18 protein-coding genes are annotated in these 19,897 nt (G+C 46.1%); 5 read left to right on the forward strand and 13 right to left on the reverse strand.

The window, feature by feature from the left end; all coding sequences use genetic code 11:
• Nucleotides 1–506: 506 nt before the first annotated feature.
• The 5 genes from QUB64_RS09965 to QUB64_RS09985 form a co-directional block, all read right to left on the reverse strand.
• Entirely contained in the window at nucleotides 507–2,918 is a 2,412-nt protein-coding gene (locus QUB64_RS09965) for an AMIN domain-containing protein (RefSeq protein ID WP_333267900.1), read from the reverse strand.
• A gap of 280 nt (nucleotides 2,919–3,198) precedes the next feature.
• Complete coding sequence (locus QUB64_RS09970) at nucleotides 3,199–3,990, reverse strand: pilus assembly protein PilO (protein ID WP_333267898.1); 792 nt, start codon at nucleotides 3,988–3,990, stop codon at nucleotides 3,199–3,201.
• On the reverse strand, nucleotides 3,987–4,892 hold the full coding sequence (locus QUB64_RS09975) for a PilN domain-containing protein (RefSeq protein ID WP_333267897.1): 906 nt from the start codon (nucleotides 4,890–4,892) through the stop codon (nucleotides 3,987–3,989). Before QUB64_RS09975 ends, QUB64_RS09970 begins: the two co-directional genes overlap by 4 nt.
• A 443-nt stretch (nucleotides 4,893–5,335) precedes the next feature.
• Nucleotides 5,336–6,430: a type IV pilus assembly protein PilM gene (gene pilM, locus QUB64_RS09980; RefSeq protein WP_333267895.1), complete on the reverse strand. Its 1,095-nt coding sequence runs from the start codon at nucleotides 6,428–6,430 to the stop codon at nucleotides 5,336–5,338.
• Between the two features lie 55 nt (nucleotides 6,431–6,485).
• On the reverse strand, nucleotides 6,486–6,611 hold the full coding sequence (locus tag QUB64_RS09985) for a hypothetical protein (protein ID WP_333267893.1): 126 nt from the start codon (nucleotides 6,609–6,611) through the stop codon (nucleotides 6,486–6,488).
• Between the two features lie 197 nt (nucleotides 6,612–6,808).
• Between QUB64_RS09985 and QUB64_RS09990 the strand changes: the two genes are divergently transcribed.
• A complete protein-coding gene (locus tag QUB64_RS09990; protein WP_333267892.1) occupies nucleotides 6,809–8,092 on the forward strand; it encodes an ABC transporter substrate-binding protein in 1,284 nt (427 codons plus the stop codon).
• A gap of 383 nt (nucleotides 8,093–8,475) precedes the next feature.
• The gene (locus tag QUB64_RS09995) at nucleotides 8,476–8,919 is read left to right on the forward strand and encodes an aspartyl protease (protein WP_333267889.1); all 444 of its coding nucleotides are present in this window, start codon (nucleotides 8,476–8,478) and stop codon (nucleotides 8,917–8,919) included.
• Between the two features lie 179 nt (nucleotides 8,920–9,098).
• Here the strand turns inward: QUB64_RS09995 and QUB64_RS10000 are convergent, their stop codons facing one another.
• The 4 genes from QUB64_RS10000 to QUB64_RS10015 all read right to left on the reverse strand — a co-directional run bounded on the left by QUB64_RS10000 (nucleotide 9,099) and on the right by QUB64_RS10015 (nucleotide 14,432).
• Nucleotides 9,099–9,791: a type IV pilin protein gene (locus QUB64_RS10000; protein WP_333267887.1), complete on the reverse strand. Its 693-nt coding sequence runs from the start codon at nucleotides 9,789–9,791 to the stop codon at nucleotides 9,099–9,101.
• A 36-nt stretch (nucleotides 9,792–9,827) separates the two neighbouring features.
• Nucleotides 9,828–12,761: a pentapeptide repeat-containing protein gene (locus QUB64_RS10005; RefSeq protein WP_333267886.1), complete on the reverse strand. Its 2,934-nt coding sequence runs from the start codon at nucleotides 12,759–12,761 to the stop codon at nucleotides 9,828–9,830.
• Between the two features lie 96 nt (nucleotides 12,762–12,857).
• Nucleotides 12,858–13,772 (reverse strand): DUF1822 family protein, encoded by a 915-nt coding sequence (locus tag QUB64_RS10010; RefSeq protein WP_333267884.1) that lies wholly within the window; start codon nucleotides 13,770–13,772, stop codon nucleotides 12,858–12,860.
• A gap of 27 nt (nucleotides 13,773–13,799) precedes the next feature.
• Nucleotides 13,800–14,432, reverse strand: coding sequence for an RNA polymerase sigma factor (locus QUB64_RS10015; protein ID WP_333267882.1), 633 nt, complete (start codon nucleotides 14,430–14,432; stop codon nucleotides 13,800–13,802).
• A 577-nt stretch (nucleotides 14,433–15,009) separates the two neighbouring features.
• Between QUB64_RS10015 and QUB64_RS10020 the strand changes: the two genes are divergently transcribed.
• Complete coding sequence (locus QUB64_RS10020) at nucleotides 15,010–15,687, forward strand: Npun_F0296 family exosortase-dependent surface protein (RefSeq protein WP_333267879.1); 678 nt, start codon at nucleotides 15,010–15,012, stop codon at nucleotides 15,685–15,687.
• A gap of 363 nt (nucleotides 15,688–16,050) precedes the next feature.
• A complete protein-coding gene (locus QUB64_RS10025; protein WP_333267877.1) occupies nucleotides 16,051–16,956 on the forward strand; it encodes a LamG domain-containing protein in 906 nt (301 codons plus the stop codon).
• A 220-nt stretch (nucleotides 16,957–17,176) separates the two neighbouring features.
• On the opposite strand, the gene QUB64_RS10030 is transcribed toward QUB64_RS10025, so the two are convergent.
• Nucleotides 17,177–17,410: a hypothetical protein gene (locus QUB64_RS10030; protein WP_333343181.1), complete on the reverse strand. Its 234-nt coding sequence runs from the start codon at nucleotides 17,408–17,410 to the stop codon at nucleotides 17,177–17,179.
• 57 nt (nucleotides 17,411–17,467) lie between these two features.
• Between QUB64_RS10030 and QUB64_RS10035 the strand changes: the two genes are divergently transcribed.
• Nucleotides 17,468–18,232, forward strand: a complete 765-nt coding sequence (locus tag QUB64_RS10035) for a hypothetical protein (protein WP_333267873.1) — start codon at nucleotides 17,468–17,470, stop codon at nucleotides 18,230–18,232.
• Between the two features lie 98 nt (nucleotides 18,233–18,330).
• On the opposite strand, the gene QUB64_RS10040 is transcribed toward QUB64_RS10035, so the two are convergent.
• The 3 genes from QUB64_RS10040 to QUB64_RS10050 all read right to left on the reverse strand — a co-directional run bounded on the left by QUB64_RS10040 (nucleotide 18,331) and on the right by QUB64_RS10050 (nucleotide 19,884).
• Nucleotides 18,331–18,663, reverse strand: coding sequence for a XisI protein (locus QUB64_RS10040; protein ID WP_333267871.1), 333 nt, complete (start codon nucleotides 18,661–18,663; stop codon nucleotides 18,331–18,333).
• Complete coding sequence (locus QUB64_RS10045) at nucleotides 18,651–19,070, reverse strand: XisH family protein (RefSeq protein WP_333267869.1); 420 nt, start codon at nucleotides 19,068–19,070, stop codon at nucleotides 18,651–18,653. Before QUB64_RS10045 ends, QUB64_RS10040 begins: the two co-directional genes overlap by 13 nt.
• Before the next feature lie 190 nt (nucleotides 19,071–19,260).
• Entirely contained in the window at nucleotides 19,261–19,884 is a 624-nt protein-coding gene (locus QUB64_RS10050) for a type I restriction enzyme HsdR N-terminal domain-containing protein (protein ID WP_333267867.1), read from the reverse strand.
• Between the last annotated feature and the right edge of the window lie 13 nt (nucleotides 19,885–19,897).

The following is a 19,897-nucleotide window of genomic DNA, read 5'->3' on the forward strand; positions in this document are numbered from 1 at the left end:
TGTCGTTGATAGCCTCTTGCCAGATCCCCCTCGCATCCCCCTTAAAAAGGGGGACTTTGAGAATAATCCTGTCCCTCTCCCCGGATAGTCGGGGGACGCAAGACGACGCTCTTCTCTCCCGGATAGTCGGGGGACGCAAGACGGCGCTCTTGTCCCCCGGATAGTCCTACGGTGTACACACATCTCTGTGTAGAACCAAAATCCTCGGAGATCCCCCTCGCATCCCCCTTAAAAAGGGGGACTTTGACTCCGGTTCCCCCCTTTTTAAGGGGGAGTAGGGGGCAAGCTAAGGGGGGATCTCATGAATTGTGTGTACACGGTAGCGGATAGTCGGGGGACGCAAGACGCTCTTGTCCCCCCCTTCGATCGGGGGGCTAGGGGGGATATAGACTCAGCCAATCGTCAGACAGCAGTCGGGCACTAGGTTTGACATTAAGTTGACACCTCTTCCTTCATCCCGATGCCTTCATCCCGATGCCCGATGCCCCATGCCCCATGCCCCATGCCTACTGTCTGGGCTGGACGGGCTGACTGCGCTGCAACAGTTGGCGGGCGTCGGGACTGATGTTGTTTTGGTAGCCAAAGTTCGATCGATCGCTATCATCCAAAATCTGCGGAGTCAGCAATACAATCAACTCCGCCCGCTGGTTGGCCTTATTGGTACTCCTGAACAGCGAACCGATAATCGGCAAATCTCCCAAAATCGGAATCTTGTTCGCTGTAATCCGTTCTTCGTCGCGGATAATCCCCGAAACAATCAAAGTCTGACCGTCCCGCAGGCGAATTAGCCCCGACTGCAACGCTCGCTCTCCCAGCAGCGTGATAGTATTGGTGCTCGCGCCCGTGGCCAGGTTTTGAGTGGTGCCTGGTGTCCTGATAATCGGGTTCACCCGCAAAGAGACAAAGCCATTATCGTCAACCCGATCGATCGCCACTCCCAACTGCAAACCGGCCTTATCTTTCACGGCCGTCACCGTCGTGGTACTTGTATTTCCGGTAGTCTGCGTTTGCGACGTGATGTTAGTGATTACCTCGTCAGTAATATTCACATTCGCCGTTTCTCCTTCTTGAACCACCAGAGTCGGATCGGTGAGGATTTTGGCATTCCGGGTTTCAATAGTTGCCTGCAACGCCGACAGGAACCTCCTCGGATATTGGAACAGCGGGAACAGGGAGAAAGTCGCACTTCCCAAAGAGGTGAGGTTTCCAGTGGTTAAGTCTCTCTGAAAAGTCTCGTAGTCGCTAATCCCAACTGCCGAGGGGTCATTCGTAATCGGCGCTGTCGGCTGCACGAACAACCCGCCGCGGCCCGGTGATGTCAGCGGCACGTTAATTGGCGTGCCGTTCGGATTGAAGAAAGGAGCCACGCTGCTTGGTATGGGGTTGGGGACGATCGGTCTAGCATTGATCCCCCCCAGCTCAGTCCTACTGGGCGGATTGATGCCGCCAAAATTGAGAACTGCTGCTCCGTTGTCATTGACAAAGAAATTGTTATTAATTCCGAAAGAGAAACTGCTGTTAGTTTTGTTATTTCCCAACAAGTTGACATCGATCACCTTGACGTTGACAGCCACTTGACGGCGGCGCAGATCTAGCTGAGTCAAGAAAGCCACGGCAATATCAACTTTGCGCGGATCTCCCACCAAAGTGATCGAATTGAGCCGAGAATCCGCCAGCACCGACAGTCCCCTCAGCAACAGCGGCCCGTTGCCGTCCTTCGCGCCAATTGCCTTAATGTCCGGTTCCCTAACTTCCACATCCCGCGCCGCATTTCCCTGGCCCACGGTTTGAATAGTCACCCGAGTAATCGGGAGTTGAGTTTCCGCACCTTGAGCGCTCAAAAAGTTAGCTGCATCAGTAGATCTAACTTGATTGAGCCGTAGAGTGCGAACGATGATATTGCGCGAGTCTAGTGGCAAATTAGTGCCCACAAAAATCGTGCGCCCGACGCGGTTGGCTTGCAGTCCGCTGAGCCGCAGCACGTAGTTAAAAACATCTTGCACCGACTCATTTTCGATGTCCAAGGAAATCTTCGGCCCTTCATCGGAGCCTCCTGCTGCCGCTCCCGGTGCGGCCGCCGGAGCGGCTTGGCCTGGTTGGCCGGGGGCTCCACCGCCTGTAAAAGCGATGTTCAATCCCGCAGCCCGGGCTAGCAGAGCTAAAACGTCCCGGACTGGGGCATCCCGCAGCACCAAGCGGGGGATGCGTTCTGCGGAACTGAGTTCGATATTTGCCCCAGCAGGCGCGATGTTAGATACCGCGATATCTCCCAAGGGCGGCGCTACAGCCCGCGGCTGGAAAGGCGGAGCTTGATTGTTCTGAGATTGAATTTCGCTGGGTAAGGGCGGGCGATCGTCCCTAGTAATAGTAACTTGGGGATTTGGCAGCATCACGCCCGGGTTTTGCGACGTGCGAATTTGGGGAGCTGGCCGGGAAGTTGTTTGGCTCAGGGGCAGTCCGGTCGGCGGCGGGGGCGCAGCTTGGGCTTGGGTAGACTGCGCAGTCCCGCCCTGTCCGGCAACGCTGAGGACGATGCTTTGGCCTTGTGCTGGCATAACTTGTCCGTTGGGAACTCCGCTGGTTCCTGCCACCACAACGCGGATGCTGTTAGCCTCTACTTGGCTGATTTCTACTGAAGAAATGCCCGGAGCCGGGTTATCTTGCCGGAAGCTGTTGCCTTGGGGCAAGCGGAGCTGGGTGTTGATGATTGTGGCTTGGTAAGTATTGCCGCTGTTGATGGCGAAAACTTGCGGGCGATCGCCCTTTTCGGTAGCTAAGACAATATTTACCCCATTATTGGCTTGACTTACTTGCACTCCTGTGACTTGAGTCGGCGCGGCCAAGACCGGGCCTTGGGCGATTAGAACTCCTGCAACGCTGCACAAGAGTCCTCCACTTAACCGTAGATGCTGTTTCACGTTCTCTCCTCAACTACACTTTGTTATTATTTGTGATTCGCCCTGCTTTAGTGGCGAGCTTCTTGCACTGACTGAAATACTCAAGGGTTCGAGCTTTTTTTGAAGGAAGGAGTTAGATAAAATTAGGCAGAAATTATAATTTTAGATTGCCATACAAACAACTACTTTGGCATTCATATTTGTTAACTTCTACCTTCTATCTTCTATCTTCTACCTTCTGCCTTCCACCTTCTGCTGAAACAGTGACTTTGGAAGAATAGCTACTATCCGCAAAACCAGGCTACTTAGCAGCAGGACTCGGAGCCGGAGTTGGCAGTTTTTCTTCTTGCTTTAACGGCAGCAGTGCGTGCAATTCAAAAGCCGTTGTAATTTTAGTTTGCGGCTGCTGGACGGGGACTATTTTCCCTTTCAAGAAGTCAACTTCAATTGTCTGATTTGGCACCGTCAATGCAGATTTCAAATTTCTGACTACCAACAGCGACTGCATCAACTCCAAGTTACGCATAAAATTGCGGGTTTGAGCGAAACTGCCTTCAAACTCTACCTTATATTTTTTGCGCCTGAGCTTGCCAGCCAAGGACGGCCCGAAGGAGGTATCGCTGAGAATATCTGGGTCTGGGGCACCGGGCGCGGTTGCTGCTGCTGGCGGGATATCCGGCTCAAATTTGGTAATTTTAGCCTTGAGGTCGTCCCCTTGCACGCCGGTGTTGATTCGATTCACCAGTTGGGTCATGTCAAGCAGCAGCGTGTTGGCGCTCGCGTCGCTGGCAAACATTGCCGTCACGCCTGCCCGGCGCTGTTTTGCTTCTTCTTGCTTTGCTTCTGCTTCTGCCTTTTTTTTAATGAGACTTTGCAATTGCAGTTGCGTTTGCTTGCTTTCGGTAATTTTTTGCTTGATTTCGCCGCCTTTTTGGAATTCTGGCATTACGAACTGGGAGCCGATGCCGCCGGCAACGATGAGGCCGAGAACCGCGACGCCTATGGCTTGGACTTGCGGTGTCAGCTTAATGCCGAATATTTCCTGAGTCCCTGTCTCTTCTGCTTGTCCGCTGGAAATAAACTCTGCTGTCATGGTTTTTTCACCTCTGTTTTTAGTGGTTCTAGCACTCCTTTTTCTTGAAGTGTTTCTATCCGTATTGCTAGCCCGTCTGCTTGCTTGCTCCGCAGCTCGGGGAGCAACTCGGAGGCTCCTGTCGGGCTGAGCGTTGTTTCAATTTTATATTCCACCACCGGCCGCAGTTTGGGAAGTTCTACTGTTCCTACTGCGCTTTGGTTTCGTACTTGTACTTGTGCGGGGTTGGTTTTTAATGTCGCCGCTACCAGTCTGGTATCGGTGTTGAGGAAGAAAGGAGAGCGCTGGACTAGCAGCATAAAGTCGTTAACTTGAGCAAAGGTACTAGCTATCCCTGAAATTTGTACTTTTGCTGCTGCTGGCGGTGGGACGACTGGGGCGGGAGCAGCCACCGGGGTGGGGCTGGCGGAGGACGGACTCGCCCCCGGGGCGGCGGCGGGAGTGGCTGCCGGCGGAGGGGGTGCTGCTGCAACGGCGGATGGACTGGGGTCGATTTGCTCGATTTTGGCAATTTGGACTCCGGCGGGAGTGCGGGCACTCAGGTCTTGCAGCATCGCCGACCAAGGTTTAATTTGGTCGAATACTCCGGCTAATGCTTTGTATTCGGCGGTAACTTTGTCGGTTTCGGCGTTGATGGCTTTGATGACGTTGGCTTGAGTGTTTAATTTTGCCAATTCTTGGTCGAGGCTTGCTTGTTCTGTGGCCAAGCCGTTATTTTCGTTAGTCGCCCACCACCAGCCTCCCATGACTACGGCGTTGATGCCGAAGGCAAACAGCGCCGCCCCAATCAAGGGCAGTTGGTCTTTTGCTCCCCCGGAACTTCTTTTAGTTGAGCTTTTGGTGGCTGCTGCGGGTTTGTAGTCCGGACGGTCGTTGAGAAAATTAATATCTAGGCTGTACATGGCTTCACTCGATTTTATAGCAGAAGGAAGTTCGGCAACGGATTATGTAACGGATGTAACGGATGTCAGGAAGAAGGTTTTAGTTATTTAGGAGAGAAGGAAGATGGAATAAATCCGATGGATGGTGCAATCGACCGCATGGTTTCAGCAATTAAGAACGTCCCAACCGTCTTGGCTGTTGCTATAGATTTTAATTGGAAATTTTAGATTTTAGACAGAGCGCCAGATTGCGGGTATAAGTGAAGGATTTATTTAGGGAAGAAAGAAACAATTTTCTGCCTTCTACCGAAGGAAGTGGCTGCTTCTACCTCCGATATTCTACCTTTGATCTTTTACCTTTTACCTCCAATATTCTACCTTCTGCATCAGGTGCCTTCTTCTTTCGGAAGCAGCTTTTTCCTAAAATTCTCAAATCGGTTTTTCTATTATCTAAAACTCTTAGGTCACATAACCTCCCTCAGTCCTAAACCTAAGGCGACTCCTAAGCCGGCTCGCTGTTCGGGGCTAATTTCTTCGCTGATTTCGAGTCCTAGGGTTTCGATTGGGTCTACTTGAGAGGCCGGCAAGCTTAATCTTTGCATGAAAAATTCGTCGAGTTTGCCGATCGCAGCTCCTGGGCCCGCTAGCAGCAGTTGCGCTACTTCGAGTTCTTCGCTCTGGTTGAGGTAAAAGTCTACTGAGCGGCGCAGTTCGTCTGCTAGTTCTCCCAATACTTTAATCATCGCATTTGTTCCGGGATTGGCATCTCCCGACGCGCCCATTGTGTCTGTGACTGGCAGGGTCATGCCTTGCAGTTCGCTGGTGTCTCTGGTTGGCGGCAGGTTCATGGCTTGGTTGAGGGCGGTCTGGATTTGGTAGGTGCCGATCGGGATGGTACGGTTAAATTGCGGTATGCCATCCACTACTATAGCCAACTCGGTACTGTCAAATTCTATGTCGGTAAGGACTGCGGCTTCTTGGGAGGAAAATTGTTGCAGTTGGTCTTTCAGGGTGCGGATCAGAGCAAAGCTGGTTACTTCTAGCACGTCTATAATCAGTCCGGCTTCTTTGAAGGTTTCGATGTATGTGTCGGTAACTTCTCTGCGGGTTGCCACTAATACCACTTGCACTTTTTCTACGCCGTCGTCATCTACAAATAGGCCGATTTTTTGATAGTCTACGTCGGCGTCTTCTCTGGGGAACGGCAAATACAGCCCTGCTTCTGCGTTCATGTATTCCCGCAGTTCTTCGTCGTTGAGTTCTGCGGGAACTGGAATTAGCCTGATCACGGCTTCGCGGCCGGGAATGGCTGTGGCTACTTTCTTGGCTTTGATTTTGTTGTCGGCGAGGACGGTACGTATTAGTTCTGCCATTCCGGGCGGATCGACTATTTGTCCTTCTTGTACTATGTCTTCTGGTACTTCTATTGAGGCTAGGAGGCCTAATTTTAATGCCTGAGCTTTCTTTTCGAGCTGAATGATGTTGATGCGGTCTGGGGCTATTTCGATCCCGATTCCTGGCTGGCGTGGGGACAGTAGACCTTTGAAAAAGTTAACCATAGGATTGGGTCGCCGGTAATTGCTATTTTTTTATGTTGTAGTTGGCCAGCCTGATTCAGCCGTTGGCTGTTGGAGATTCGGTTTCCAACTGCCACCGATACTGTAATCTCGGTATCCCGCCTGCTTGGGCGCTGCACAGTCTTTGTGGTGCGATCGCCAGTTCCGATTTTATGCTATCCAATTTACCTGACAATAGCTATTCTGCGGAGAATGTCAACAAATTTAAACTCGATCGACCAAAAACCGATTGATTCGGCAGCCAAACCGACTCTCTCCGTCCCGGGCCCCGGCATAAACTCTCGCGCTTGAGCCCCTCGGGCTTTCAGAGGGCGATGCTTGTTTTCTCCTTAGCTAACCATGAATCTCAAATTAAATTCTATGAAACGTAAATCTTGGCAACTGTTCGCTGTGTTTGGGCTGGTGGGGCTGCTGCTGGCTGCGGTGGTGAGTTGCAGCAAACCGGCTTTTAATTCCCCTGCCAAGAATGCCAACGAAATCGAGTTCTGGACGATGCAACTGCAACCTCAGTTTACTGATTATTTCAACAAGACGATCGCCGGTTTTGAAGCGGAAAATCCGGGGGTGAAAGTGCGCTGGGTGGACGTGCCTTGGTCGGCGATGGAAAGCAAGATTTTGGGGGCTGTGTCGGCGAAGACTGCGCCGGATGTGGTGAACCTGAATCCCGATTTTGCTTCGCTGTTGGCGGGGCGCAATGCTTGGCTGGATTTGGACTCTCGGATTTCGCAGCAAGTGCGATCGAGCTATCTGCCAAATATCTGGAAAGCTAGCGTACTCAACGGCAAGACTTTTGGGATTCCTTGGTATCTTACAACTCCGGTAACTATTTACAATACCGATTTGTTTAAAAAAGCGGGAATTTCCAAGCCTCCGGCTACCTATGCCGAGTTAGCAACTGTTGCAAAACAGGTAAAAGAGAAGACTGGTAAGTTTGCTTTTTTTGCAACTTTTGTACCGGAGGATTCGGCGGAAGTGTTGCAATCTTTCGTACAGATGGGTGTGCCTTTGGTGGACGCGCAAGGTAAGGCTGCTTTTAATACGGCTAAGGGCAAAGCTGTTTTTCAGTATTGGGTTGATTTGTACAAGGGCGGGTTGTTACCGCAGGATGTTTTGGTGCAGGGACACCGTAGGGCGATCGAGCTTTATCAAGCAGGAGAAACTGCTTTGTTGGGTTCTGGGCCTCAGTTTTTAAAGGCAATTTCTGAGAATGCTCCGAGTGTTGGTGCTGTTTCGGCTGCTGCGCCTCAAATTACGGGGGAAAGCGGCAAGAAAACCGTGGCGGTGATGAATTTAGTTGTACCTCGCGACAGCAAGCGCCCTGATGATGCTGTCAAGTTTGCTTTGTACGTCACTAATTCTCAAAATCAGTTAGCTTTTGCCAAAGCCGCCAATGTTTTGCCTTCCACGGTTGAGACTTTGCAGGACTCTTATTTTAAAAGCGTTGCTGCCGATGCTGCTGCGAGCGATCGCGCTCGAATTATCAGTGCTTCTGGGTTGGAAAAAGCCGAATTGTTGATTCCCCCTCTCAAGGATGTCAAGAAGTTGCAAAAGGCGATTTATGACAACTTACAGGCGGCAATGTTGGGGGAAAAACCAGTAGAACAAGCTGTCACTGATGCGGCGACAGCTTGGAATCAAAGGTAGTTTTTAGTTGAAGCAGGGGCGGAAATATTTTTGCTTTCCCCCTTGCTTTTTTGGCTGACTTGACATATCATTAAATAATGGAAATCCGTGCCGCCATATATACGTAAATATCAGCATTAAAATTATTTACTCGTTACCAGGCTGTGCCTGGTAACGCAGATCCGGAGGCTCTGCCTCGTTTTTTCCAGCCGAGGCAGAGCCTCTAGATATTGATGCCAAGGCAGAGCCTTGGAACCAGTTCAATGATAATCTAAGGTTCGTAGTGAGGACTCCCTTCCGCATCAAGAAGGACTAAAGTCCTCACTACGAACCTGTGCGATCGCCCCTGCATATAAGTTACAATTAAAGTAGGTAATACTCCGACGCTACCGGAGGAGGCAACTATGCAAATTAAAAATAGCAATCCAATGGGAAAAGTTTTTGCCACTCTGACAATCATGAATCGAGCCGACCAAATTCGGGCAGAATATGGGACGATTTCACCAGCAGAAATTCGGTCGATCGTTCTGAAAAATGTATTGGTGGATAGGAGGGCTACTACCTTGTGTCTGCCAAAAGAGGCGATCGCCAAACTGGGACTAAAACTCCTCAAAGAAGTAGACGTAGCAACAGCAATGGGTATTGGCAAAGCCCGAATTTTCCGAGATGCCACCCTATCGATATTTGACCGGGAAGGCACTTTCGAGTGCTTGGAGTTACCGGGAGGTAATGATGCGCTTTTGGGCGTCATACCTTTAGAATCATTGGGATTGGAAATAGACTTGCAAAATCAAATCTTGAAGCCTTTACCAATCAGTCCGACTGAAACCTATTTGACGATTTTGTAGGAAATTGATTTTTAGAAGCGATCGCCTTTCTCAATTCAGTAGTCAGAAACCGGGTTTTTTGCGAAAATCCTTCGTTTCAGCCTAAAGATTGCGTAAAAAACCCGGTTTCTTTGGGCAGAGGCGTAAGTCCTGGATAAATCATCGCCAAAACTTCGATAACCACGCACCCTACGATTCTGTTAAAACAACTGAGGACAATAACTCTCAGGAGTTGAGAGCAATTTTTGCAAAACCTGTAATTGTTTAAACATCGGGGAAGACAAACTCACATCGACTGCAACCGGGCCGCACTGAACTATACTCTCTTTGGCATACACAATTCCCAAATAAGATTTAGCCCCTAAATTTTTAGACAAAGCCACCTGAACAACCAGTGGATTGTTATCATAAGTCGCGACTTTGATACCGTATAAATAATTATTCGTTTCTCCCACGGAAAAGCCAAGGCTTGTCAAGACACCAGCAGCAGAACTTGGTTTTTCCTGGGCAGGAAATGAAAGCGATCCAAAAGAGTTGGTAAATCCCGTTGCTTCGTAATATTGCGACATTTGGTGTTTGTTCAAATAGCTAATATATTGTGTAGCTTCGCTTTCTTTAGCTTTCCCGATTAACCGCAAAAAAGTCGGCAGGGCGATCGCCGATAAAATCCCAATGATAAAAATGACAACCAATAATTCAATTAGAGTAAAGCCCTGTGAAACGTTGGCGTTACCTGCACGCAGCGAATCGAACTTCTGGTAACTGATATCAAATCCGGTATTTAAGTATATTTTTTGCCTCTGTATCAGCGACTTACAATCGCCTGTCAAACGGCGTTTTAAAAGCGTTTTTTGTATGATATATTGCACAAAATAGCGGACAAATGCCGACATAATTAATACCTCAAACACCAACTAAATTTACTCAATCTACCGCGAACTATTCCCTTGAAAATCTCGCCACTTCTTGGGATACTCAGATTGATTTTGGCAAATAGCAGGCAACCAACTAGCACCGGGCAATTTCTCATCCCAATTTTTTTTCAACTCTTTTCGTGCCGATCGCACGGAAACATATAAAGAATCGCCCCCGGCAAAAGCTTTCAGAAAATTCTTCAAAAACTCCTGGGCGATCGCATCTGGCACTGGTTCCCGCATCACGATAATTTGAGGAATGTCTAAATCAGCTAACTGCCTCCCCAATCCCAAACCATCGCAAGAGTTAAAAATTGCGATCTCTAAGCCACGTTCAATGGCTATTTCCAGGGAATTCCTGAGTTGTTCGACGGTTAACTTATCCGTTTCATTGATATAAATTACCCCACTACTGCCATCTACTTCGCTGTGACTGTGGCCAGAAAAACAGAGAATGTCCCACCCTGTTTGATCTCTGAGGCATTGCTCAAATTCCTCGCGAGTTGGTTTGAGCAAAAACACTGTTTCTGCTGCTTGCAAATTCTCTAACACCTGTTTGTCTTCATCGATATTAATTCCTGTGTCGTCACCCAAAATTGCTAAAATTCTTACCTTATTTCTGGGCGCTACTAATTTTTTTATCCTGTTAGATACTGTGCAACTTAAAGCGACTTCTGCTTGGTGGCAATCAACTTCAAAAAACTTCCACCCATGCCAGGGAAGTTTTCGCAGGAAAGCATCTTCAGTTTGCACAATCACCCGCACTTCATCATTCGGGTTTAAATTGTCGTGCAATTTTTGCTCGATCGGGTAAAATGGTTCTGAATTCAGCCAATTATTTACTTCGGCTTCCACTTCTTCAGCTAAGGTTGTTAGCTTCTTTATGGAAAAGTAAGTTACTTGACCTTCTTTACCTTTGATGCGGCTGTTTTGGTTTTTAATGTTATACATTTCTTCCCACTGTTTATAGCGTTCTAAAATTTCCGTCTGTGGTGGCAAATTGCCTTTTATTTGGATTGGCAAACGGTGTCCGTCACAGAAAATATCAGCGCTGACGGCAAATCCTTGCTGCAATTCACCGCGATCTAAGTTTAAGACAACTACCTGTTCTGAAAGTGGTTTGACTATCTTCTCTACTACTGATAGCAGGTATCTCCGTTGTTCAGGGAAGTCTTGAATAGCCGGAGCTTTTTTTTCTCCTACTAATTCTAGCATTTCTTGGTATAAGCTATTGAAATTAGTCTCGATTTTTTCTTTGTCAGCGTCAGGAGGCACGCTGACTTTGATGACAACAACTCCATTGCCTTTGTTTTCAATACTCTGAATTTTTAGTTCTGTACCTTTAAGATCGTCTTGCACTTGTCGGAAAGATTGGAAGAAGGCTTTCCAGTCAACACCGTCGCGGAAAATCAAGTCAACTGTATTGACGACTTCTTGAAAAAAACTGGTAAATTCTCCGATTTCAAATTTAGCTTTTTCACTGTGGGGACGGCGCTCGCGATCGTCAGTACCAGGTTTCGGTTCTTCTAATAAATAAACCCACCGACAATCTACCCATTCTAGTTTCGTAGTGCTGTCAATATTCCAGGTTCCTAAACCGCAAGCACCAGTCATTCTCGCATTGCTGAAATCAGTGCCGATCGCCTGAACTTGACTGAAACTTGCATACTCTAAATTAGCAGCTTCCAAAGTCGCTTGACTGAGGTCGGCTGTTTGAAGTTTGGCGTATCCGAGGTCTACACCGATCAAGTTTGCGCCTCTCAAATCCATGCCTTGATATGATTTATTATAACCGTGTCCGGTCACTAACAAATCTCGAACTGTTGGATTAATTAATATTGTCTCGCCGACTCTTGCCCAGTCAATCTTGGAGCTTTTGTGCCACATGGTGCGATGGATATTAGCAAATCTAAAATCAGTGTTTTTGAGGATGGCGTAACTGAAATTGGCATTGGCTAAATTAGCACCGCGAAAGCTGGTACCGCCTGCCGCTGCAATGACATTAGCCAATTGGCGAATTACGGCATATTTATCATCTTCAGCTAAAACTCTGTTGCCAATGTAAGTTCCCAATAATACCAAAGTTACAGCTAAAATTACCGCTGTAACGATAATCGCAATAACTAGAGGTGGATTGGAAAATTTTGTGAGGCAAATGCCTAGAAAATCATAGCATTTATTGTTTTTGTTGTCAACAAATCCCGATTGGATTAACACGGCTGCTTTTAAATACCTTGCTGAATTATTGGTAATAATTCCGGTCGCGATCGCACTTATTGCCAGAGCTTCAAATACAGCTAAAGCTGCCACTGTTCTGCCCAACACAACCTCAGCCAAGGCCACAGCTAAAGGCAAAGCTACAACTACAATCATAGTCGCAGCTACAGCCGCAGTCAAAGTTACAATTAAAAATGGAATATTATTGGCATTCGGTTCACCAGCCAAGGCCCCAATTAAACTTCCAGGTCTAAAACCTCTCAGCCAAGACAGTATCGGGTGTTTGTCGTTCGATATCGCACTTAAAACAGCAATGCAAGGTACAAAGATAACAGCCGCCATAGCTAAAGACCCCAAAGCTTTTTGTATTCCTTGGCGAATCGTAATAGCCAAGAGAACAGCATTCACTAATAAGATGATTGCTGTTGGAATCAAACCGAGATGCTCGGTACTTTTGGGAAATAGAGAGCTGAATGTATGAGTTATAGCAGTTACAGCCGCCGTTCCTGACATTGCCGAGATCAGTGCTACAATGATGAATATTTTGATTTGCGATCGCACTGTTAAGCCGCAGCGAGCGTGACTGAAGTTAGCACCATCGAGAGTTGCCCCGGTAAAATCTGTACCTCGGATATCTGCATCAGAGAAATCAGTATTAGTCAGGTCTTGACCTTTGAAAGAACGACCTTGGAGATTTTGACCGCGAAAGTTTTGAAAGGTTAATGATGACATAAAATCTCAGTGAAATTTGCAACAGGTTCGCAGTCAAGACTTGAGTTTTTCCTCTCGTTCCCAGGTAGAACCTGGGAACAAGGAAAGTGTGGCAGCTTACAAATGAAAATGTTTCGTCACGCTAGCTTCTCCCAGTGCCACAGTAACGCCAAACAATTCTCTTAATTCAGAACTAAATGCCCACTGAATAAAGTTGTCAGCATCTCTGGATGTTGCCTCGAAAACTACCTCTTCTGACTCATCCATCACTATCAATTTCAACCCTTCTGGCAAACAAGTTTGATTTCCCATCGGATACACTTGCACTTGGATATCTACTTCTGAATCTGGTTCTGGTGCGAGGATGACTGCCAGTGTCACAGACTGTTGTGCTAGCTGTATTCCCAAATCAATTTTATAACCCCTCTCGATGGGTAATGCGTTCCTACTTCTAAAACGCCACTCCAGTTGTTCGGGATTTAACAGCTCATTAATTACTTCCCATCCCGCATCAAAAACATCCTCAAACCAATTCATCAAATTAACTGGTTTTAGTTGTTTAATTCGATTCATGTAGGCGAGCAAGTCTTCCAGGGATTGCAGTTGACTGAGGGGTACTTCCCTCATTGCAGAAGTTTTAGTAAATCCTAATAGCGTTGCTGCTTTTAAGGATTGGTCTAATTGTACAGCAACGTAACCGATGCGATTTTCCCAAGCATCGGAGGGAATCTGACAAGTTTGGGAATCTGGTAAGACGGGACGGCATTCAATTTTGCCAACACCGACGACATCTAAATCGGCGACATCCAAAAATTTCAGCATGAGTGAATCGCGACTGTCGCTCTTTTGCGAATTGGTTTCAAATCCCATGCAGCGCAGGTAAGAATCTACTGCATATACTGCCAGGGTATTGAGATAAACTTGTTTTAATTTTGCCGGCAGGGATTTTTCAGCGCACTGTTGAGCGATGTCGTGGGCTTCAAAGGATAGCGGGACTGTGAAAGTTATTGGTTCGATCGTTTTACTCATCATTAGTTTCTTGGCTCTCTTCTTTGATTATCACTGTAATTGATTGCGAATGTCATCACCAAAATTACGCAAATTTCGATTAAAAAAGCTATCAATTGTTGTCCGAGGAACTCCAAATCTTTGAGCAATACTATCCGATGTTTCATCATCTAATTTTGCTAAGGCTATATTTTGCCAAGTAATATCTGGGCGACCTCTAACTGACACATTCCTAAAATTGCCATCTGGATCTTCTTCGATCAATTCACGCAGCATTTTAGCCTCTTCGGATAATGCTGATTCTGGTGACGGGTAGTTCTCTAGAGCATCGATGTCATTTAAAGAAGGTAGTTTGCGTCTTCTATTTTCGTTCATATATCGATCTACAACATCTTGGAATCTATAATTTAATATCTGATTAACCCAAGCCATTACTGGTTTTTCTGGATTGTATTTGTCAATATTTCGACAAATATAATCAAGTGTTTTGAGAAGTGCTTCGTTATGAATGTCTTCGTAGAAGTCATCAGGCCACGATCTTCTTTGGGGATGACCAACTTTCCCCGATAGCCAAATTGCGTTCCTCAGTCTGGTTAATGCTTTCTGTCGCTGAAGGCTGTGCGCTGGGTACTGTTGAGCTTCGACAGCTAACTGTTTGAGTTGCAAATCAATTTCGTCCTCCATCTCAATCTCCTCACTCCTCTGGGGATTTTTGTGCACTTTTGGGGAATCTCTATATTGTTTTTCGGTAGAGTCCCAATTTTTGACGCATTTGGGGGGAGATTGTTACAAAACTTTACGTTTGAGGGGTTTGGGAAAAAAAGTTTTGAGATTTGCGTAAAAAGTCTGGGGTGGTTTCGTAATGAAGGTTGAGGGGGCGATCGCACTTTCATCAGCAGTCGTGGACGCAGAAACCGGGTTTTTTACGAAAATACTGGTTTATAGCCTTTAATAAGGCTAAAAAACCCGGTTTCTTAGGTGGGAGTGCGCCAGTCATTATCGGAAAAAAAGTTTTGAGGTTTGCGTAAAAAGTGTGGGGTGATTCCGTAATTAGAGTTGAGGGGGCGATCGCACTTCCAGAAATGGGCGATCGCACTTCAGAAATTTGGTCATTACAGGGCTGACGCATGGGGGGCGAGAAACCGGGTTTCTTCGTATATTTCTCGTGACTCGTTGCAAAACTCGCAGAAACCCGGTTTCTGAGATCTTGTATGTCCAGGAATAGATTATCAACTTTTACTTTTTCAGGGAGATCGTTTCCATGGCTACTATGAAGAAATTATCGATGGTTGCGATCGTATCTATATTTTGGGCTGGAATTACCAACCCAGTAAGTGCGATTATGGTGTCTTTTGGAGGTACGTCAGTTCCCGGAAAAGGACAATTCTCTAGCGTACCTGGGGTAACAACAATTGATTTCGAGTCAGGTGCACCAACATCTGGTCCTGCTATTTATTCGGCTCCTGGTATCGGCCCTACTGTTGTTTCAGGCAGTATCAGCAGTGCTTTTTCTGCACCAAGCGATGACTACACGAAATACCTTACAGTTGCGCCATTTGGTGATTGGCGAGGAAATAATAATCTCACCATTAGCTTGGCTGAAAAAATTGATTACTTTGGTTTGTACTTAGGTTCGTTTGATAGTTATAATAGCATTGCTTTCTACCAAGACAATGTTCTTCTAAAATTGTTGAGGGGCAATGATGATGTCAACAATCTTTATGTGAATTTCTTTGCGGAAAAAAACGAGTCCTTTAATAAAGTAGTTCTGGCTTCGAGTAGTCCTGCATTTGAAAGTGATAACCATGCTTATCGGGTTGCTGAACCTGTTCCCGAACCGACTACTGTGTTGAGCACTTTAGCTTTTGGTGCTGTCATTTCCCGCTGGCGGGTGAAGCGGAAACAGCAACAGAAAGTTCTGAATTCAACAGTTAGCTGATTTAGGGGAGAAAAGAGCGATATCTTGCCATAGTTTAAAGGAGTGATTTCTGATGAAAAAGTTTTTGACACTGACAGCATTAACGCTGGTTTCGTAATTAGGGTTGAGGGGGCGATCGCACTTTCATCAGCAGTCGTGGACGCAGAAACCGGGTTTTTTACGAAAATACTGGTTTATAGCCTTTAATCTGCGTAAAAAACCCGGTTTCTTAGGTGGGAGTGCGCCAGTCATTATCGGAAAAAAGTTTTGAGATTTGCGTAAAAAGTTTGGGGTGGTTCCGTAATTAGAGTATGGAGGGAATTTATCCTTAAAATCCCTACCCCATCAAACCTATATTTCCATAGTTTAAACGAGTGATTTCTGATGAAAAAGTTTTTGACACTGGCAGCATTAACGCTGGCAACACCGATAATAACTCTGCACAATGAGGCATTAGCTATCACGCTAGGCCCACTTCCCAGAGATGTTATTTACTCTTCTGACGGCACTTTTGATCGCCCAAACATTTTTTTCAATAATCCAACAGACACGATCCAAATTTCTGGGCAGACTGTGCTTGGAAATGAATCTACCTACGAAGCTCGCATTTATTTTCCCAAAGGCATTGGCGCTGGTGGGTTTGTCTTCAATGAATGGACAGGGGGTTATGAAGATAAAGGATTGGCTGCTGGACTAAATGCTTTAATTGGCACCAATTTTCCTTTTTATCCAGGGGCTCCCTTAGCAAGTCTAACAACACTTGTAAGTGATACTTGGCATCATATTGCGTTTGTACAAGGTGGCGGTTCCCAACGCCTCTATCTTGATGGTCAAATGGTAGGTACTCGCCCTGCTGCTGGAGACATTTGGAACTCTGATGGTGGTGGCTTCATTGGAGCGCTTTTCCGGGATGGAGCTACCGCAAGTAGTTTTATTGGACACTTAGATACTCTGCGGATTTCCAATGTGGCACGTTACAGTGGCAATAGCTTTGAGGCACCAACAGGAGATCTCACTTCAGATGCCAACACACAGATTTTGTATAACTTCAACTTGGAAAATTACTATCAGCAAGATGGCTTTACTTGGGCATCGGATCTCAGTGGTAATGGTCGTAATGGAAGGTTTGGTACAGGTTTTGCAGATGCAACATCTCCTAGCGTCGTAGTTTCTGTTGAACCTAGCGAACCTGTCCCCGAACCGACTACTGTGTTGAGCACTTTAGCTTTTGGTGCTGTCATTTCCAGTTGGCGGATGAAGCGGAAACAGCAACAGAAAGTTCTGAATTAAACAGTTAGCTGATTTAGGGGAGAAAAGTGCGATATCTTGCCATAGTTTAAAGGAGTGATTTCTGATGAAAAAGTTTTTGACACTGACAGCATTAACGCTGGTTTCGTAATTAGGGTTGAGGGGGCTATCGCACTTTCATCAGCAGTCGTGGACGCAGAAACCGGGTTTTTTACGAAAATACTGGTTTATAGCCTTTAATAAGGGTAAAAAACCCGGTTTCTTAGGTGGGAGTGCGCCAGTCATTATCGGAAAAAAAGTTTTGAGGTTTGCGTAAAAAGTGTGGGGTGATTCCGTAATTAGAGTTGAGGGGGCGATCGCCTTTCCTTTTCCCAAGCGATCGCGCCGTTTCCCAAAGAGCGATCGCATCCTCCACCCCCCTCTCTTTCTCCAACCTATCCAGAGAGAGCGATCGCACTTTCGCAAATCCTCTATTTCTAAGCTTGTGCGACCGCATTAACAAAGCTTAGAAATTACAGGAATAATCGTTCAAAACTTATCTGAAGGAATTTATATGTCTCTTCTGGAAAAATCCAAAATTCTGTTGATGGCGGCTTTTATCTTGGGTCTGACTGCTAAACCCAGTTTCTCTGCCATTTTCAACGTTGCATCTGACTTTTCTCTAACCAATAACCCCAATGGCGCTTGGCGCTATGGCTGGTCATCAAGCCTGGGATCTAGCTTCAACCTATATAACAACGTAGGAAAGCAGACTCCTACCATTGACTTGTGGTACGATCCTACAAAAACTGGGTCGCCTTTTGTCGTCCACAACTCAACCGCAACCGAAGATAATTCTCATCCGACAATAACGTACCAACCCAGTCAACTAGGGTTTCATCCCGGTTATTACGGAGAGTATAGTATTGTCCGCTGGATTGCGCCTGAAGCGGCAACCTACTCACTTGCTACAATGTTTACCGGCCTCGATCATGTTGGGCTGACTACAACAGATGTTCACGTTCTCCATAACAATATTTTGCTTTTCAGTAACTTGATTAATGGCTTTGGTGCTTCTAGTAGCAAGTCATTTGCGACGGCTGGGACGGTTCAGGTTGGTGACACAATTGATTTTGCTGTTGGTTATGGCAACAACCAGACTCAGTCCTACGACTCGACGGGTCTAGATGCTACTATTTCAACGACACCCGCAGCCGTTTCAGAATCCGTACCCGAACCTTCTACTGTATTAGGTGGCTTGGCGTTTAGTGCTTTTATTGCCAAAATGCGGATGAAACGCAAACGGCAACAAAAAACCTTGGATTTTACTGGCAGTTGAGACAAACAAACCCACGCGCTCGCCCCCTCTTTAGAGCAAGCTATCCAAAGTGCGATCGCCTTCTCTGAAAAATCTGCGATCGCACCCCAAACCAGAATTCAAGCCACTGCAAATTCAGTAAACTGCCGCACATAAGGCGCTCGAAATCCCAAAACAATATCCGTTTTCGGTACACCTAGTTCCACCAACTGATGAGCCAATCCTTCTTCCGTAAAATCCCGCTGAATCCAAATTTTCCCATCTTTGATATCGATATGAATCGGACATCCGTGAATTCTTTCTTCCTCATTCCATCCCACATACAACAATAAATAGCGATCGCGTCCCTCATCAAAAACTACTTCAACTTGTTCCAAGTCTTTTTCAGAATGATCGAGCGCGTGTTGATGTATGAGCTTCTGAACTAACTCGCGATAATCTAATCTTTCCATAAGGTTATCTCCTCTTTTTGAACATGAAAAACTAACACCTTTATTTGATATCGTTCCAACACAGTTTGCACAAACGAATCCGTAAAAAAATCTTGATAAATATCTTTAGGCACAGCTAAATACAGCACTCGTTCTGATTCCTGTTCTTCCAATGCTACACGATAATTAAGAAACTGACCAACAGCCGTATGGAACTCTGACAGCGCCGATAGCCCAACAAAACTTTTTATTTCCACTGCTATTTTTTTAGTGCCTTTTTGGGCTGACAGTAATTTTTCGGCTCCCAAATCTATATTAATTTTCACTTGCTGAGTTAATTTAAAAGACAGAGGATCGTGAGTAATTGTCCATCCATCTTTTTCCAAAGCAGAACGCACCGTGTTGTGAAAGGTATCTTTGGCTGACATGATATAAAAGTGATTTTTGCTACACCCAAAAAGTATCTATTTTCATAATTATAACTTAGTAAGTAACCTTCGACAAGTTAAGAGCGTAGCCTTTCGACCAAATTCTATCTCAAAGCTACTTATTCTCCAAAGCAATAGATTTTTTTTCATAATTCGATTGTCCTTCCATCCTCTTCGCAGAATCCAAAACCTACTCCCTGAACAATTGAGCAAAACGCTTTAACACCTTCAGCACCGTATACAAGCCATCTTCGCTCCTAAGCGTGAAAGAATACGATGTAGAATACTTCGGCGTTCCTTGTTTCGTCAGTTTCAGGAATATAAAATCAATACCATTCGTAACAAATCCCAAAGTAGGTTTGTTAGGATTAGGACTACCCAGCATATATGCCAACGCTTGGGGAATTCCAGCTTCTAGCGAATATTGCGACTTTTTGGCTTCAATTACCAGCACCCAAAACTCAGGCGTAAAAACCAATAAATCGAGGCGTCCCGTGACAATAGTTCCCTCATCATCGGATTCAATTCTCACCTCTTTTTCGCCAGTTAAGTAAAAGGGCGCGCGATAAAATCCTGCTAGTCTCAACAACGGAGAAAGCACCACTAACTTAACCACTGGTTCCAGAATTTCATACTCGGATAAATGGATGTAGTCGCCCTTAACTTCATCTAAAGCTTGCCTTTCCAAATCCGTGAGTTCGGGTAAATTATCTTGCCACTCTCGGAAAAATTGAGCATCGTCAGTGCGCTGCAATCCAAACTTTTCTATTAAGTCGCGCAGCTTGATATTTTTGGCTTGGATTGTTTCTACCATAGCTTTACATTCT

The sequence above is a fragment of the Microcoleus sp. Aus8_D2 genome (assembly GCF_036702665.1).
Classification (GTDB): domain Bacteria; phylum Cyanobacteriota; class Cyanobacteriia; order Cyanobacteriales; family Microcoleaceae; genus Microcoleus.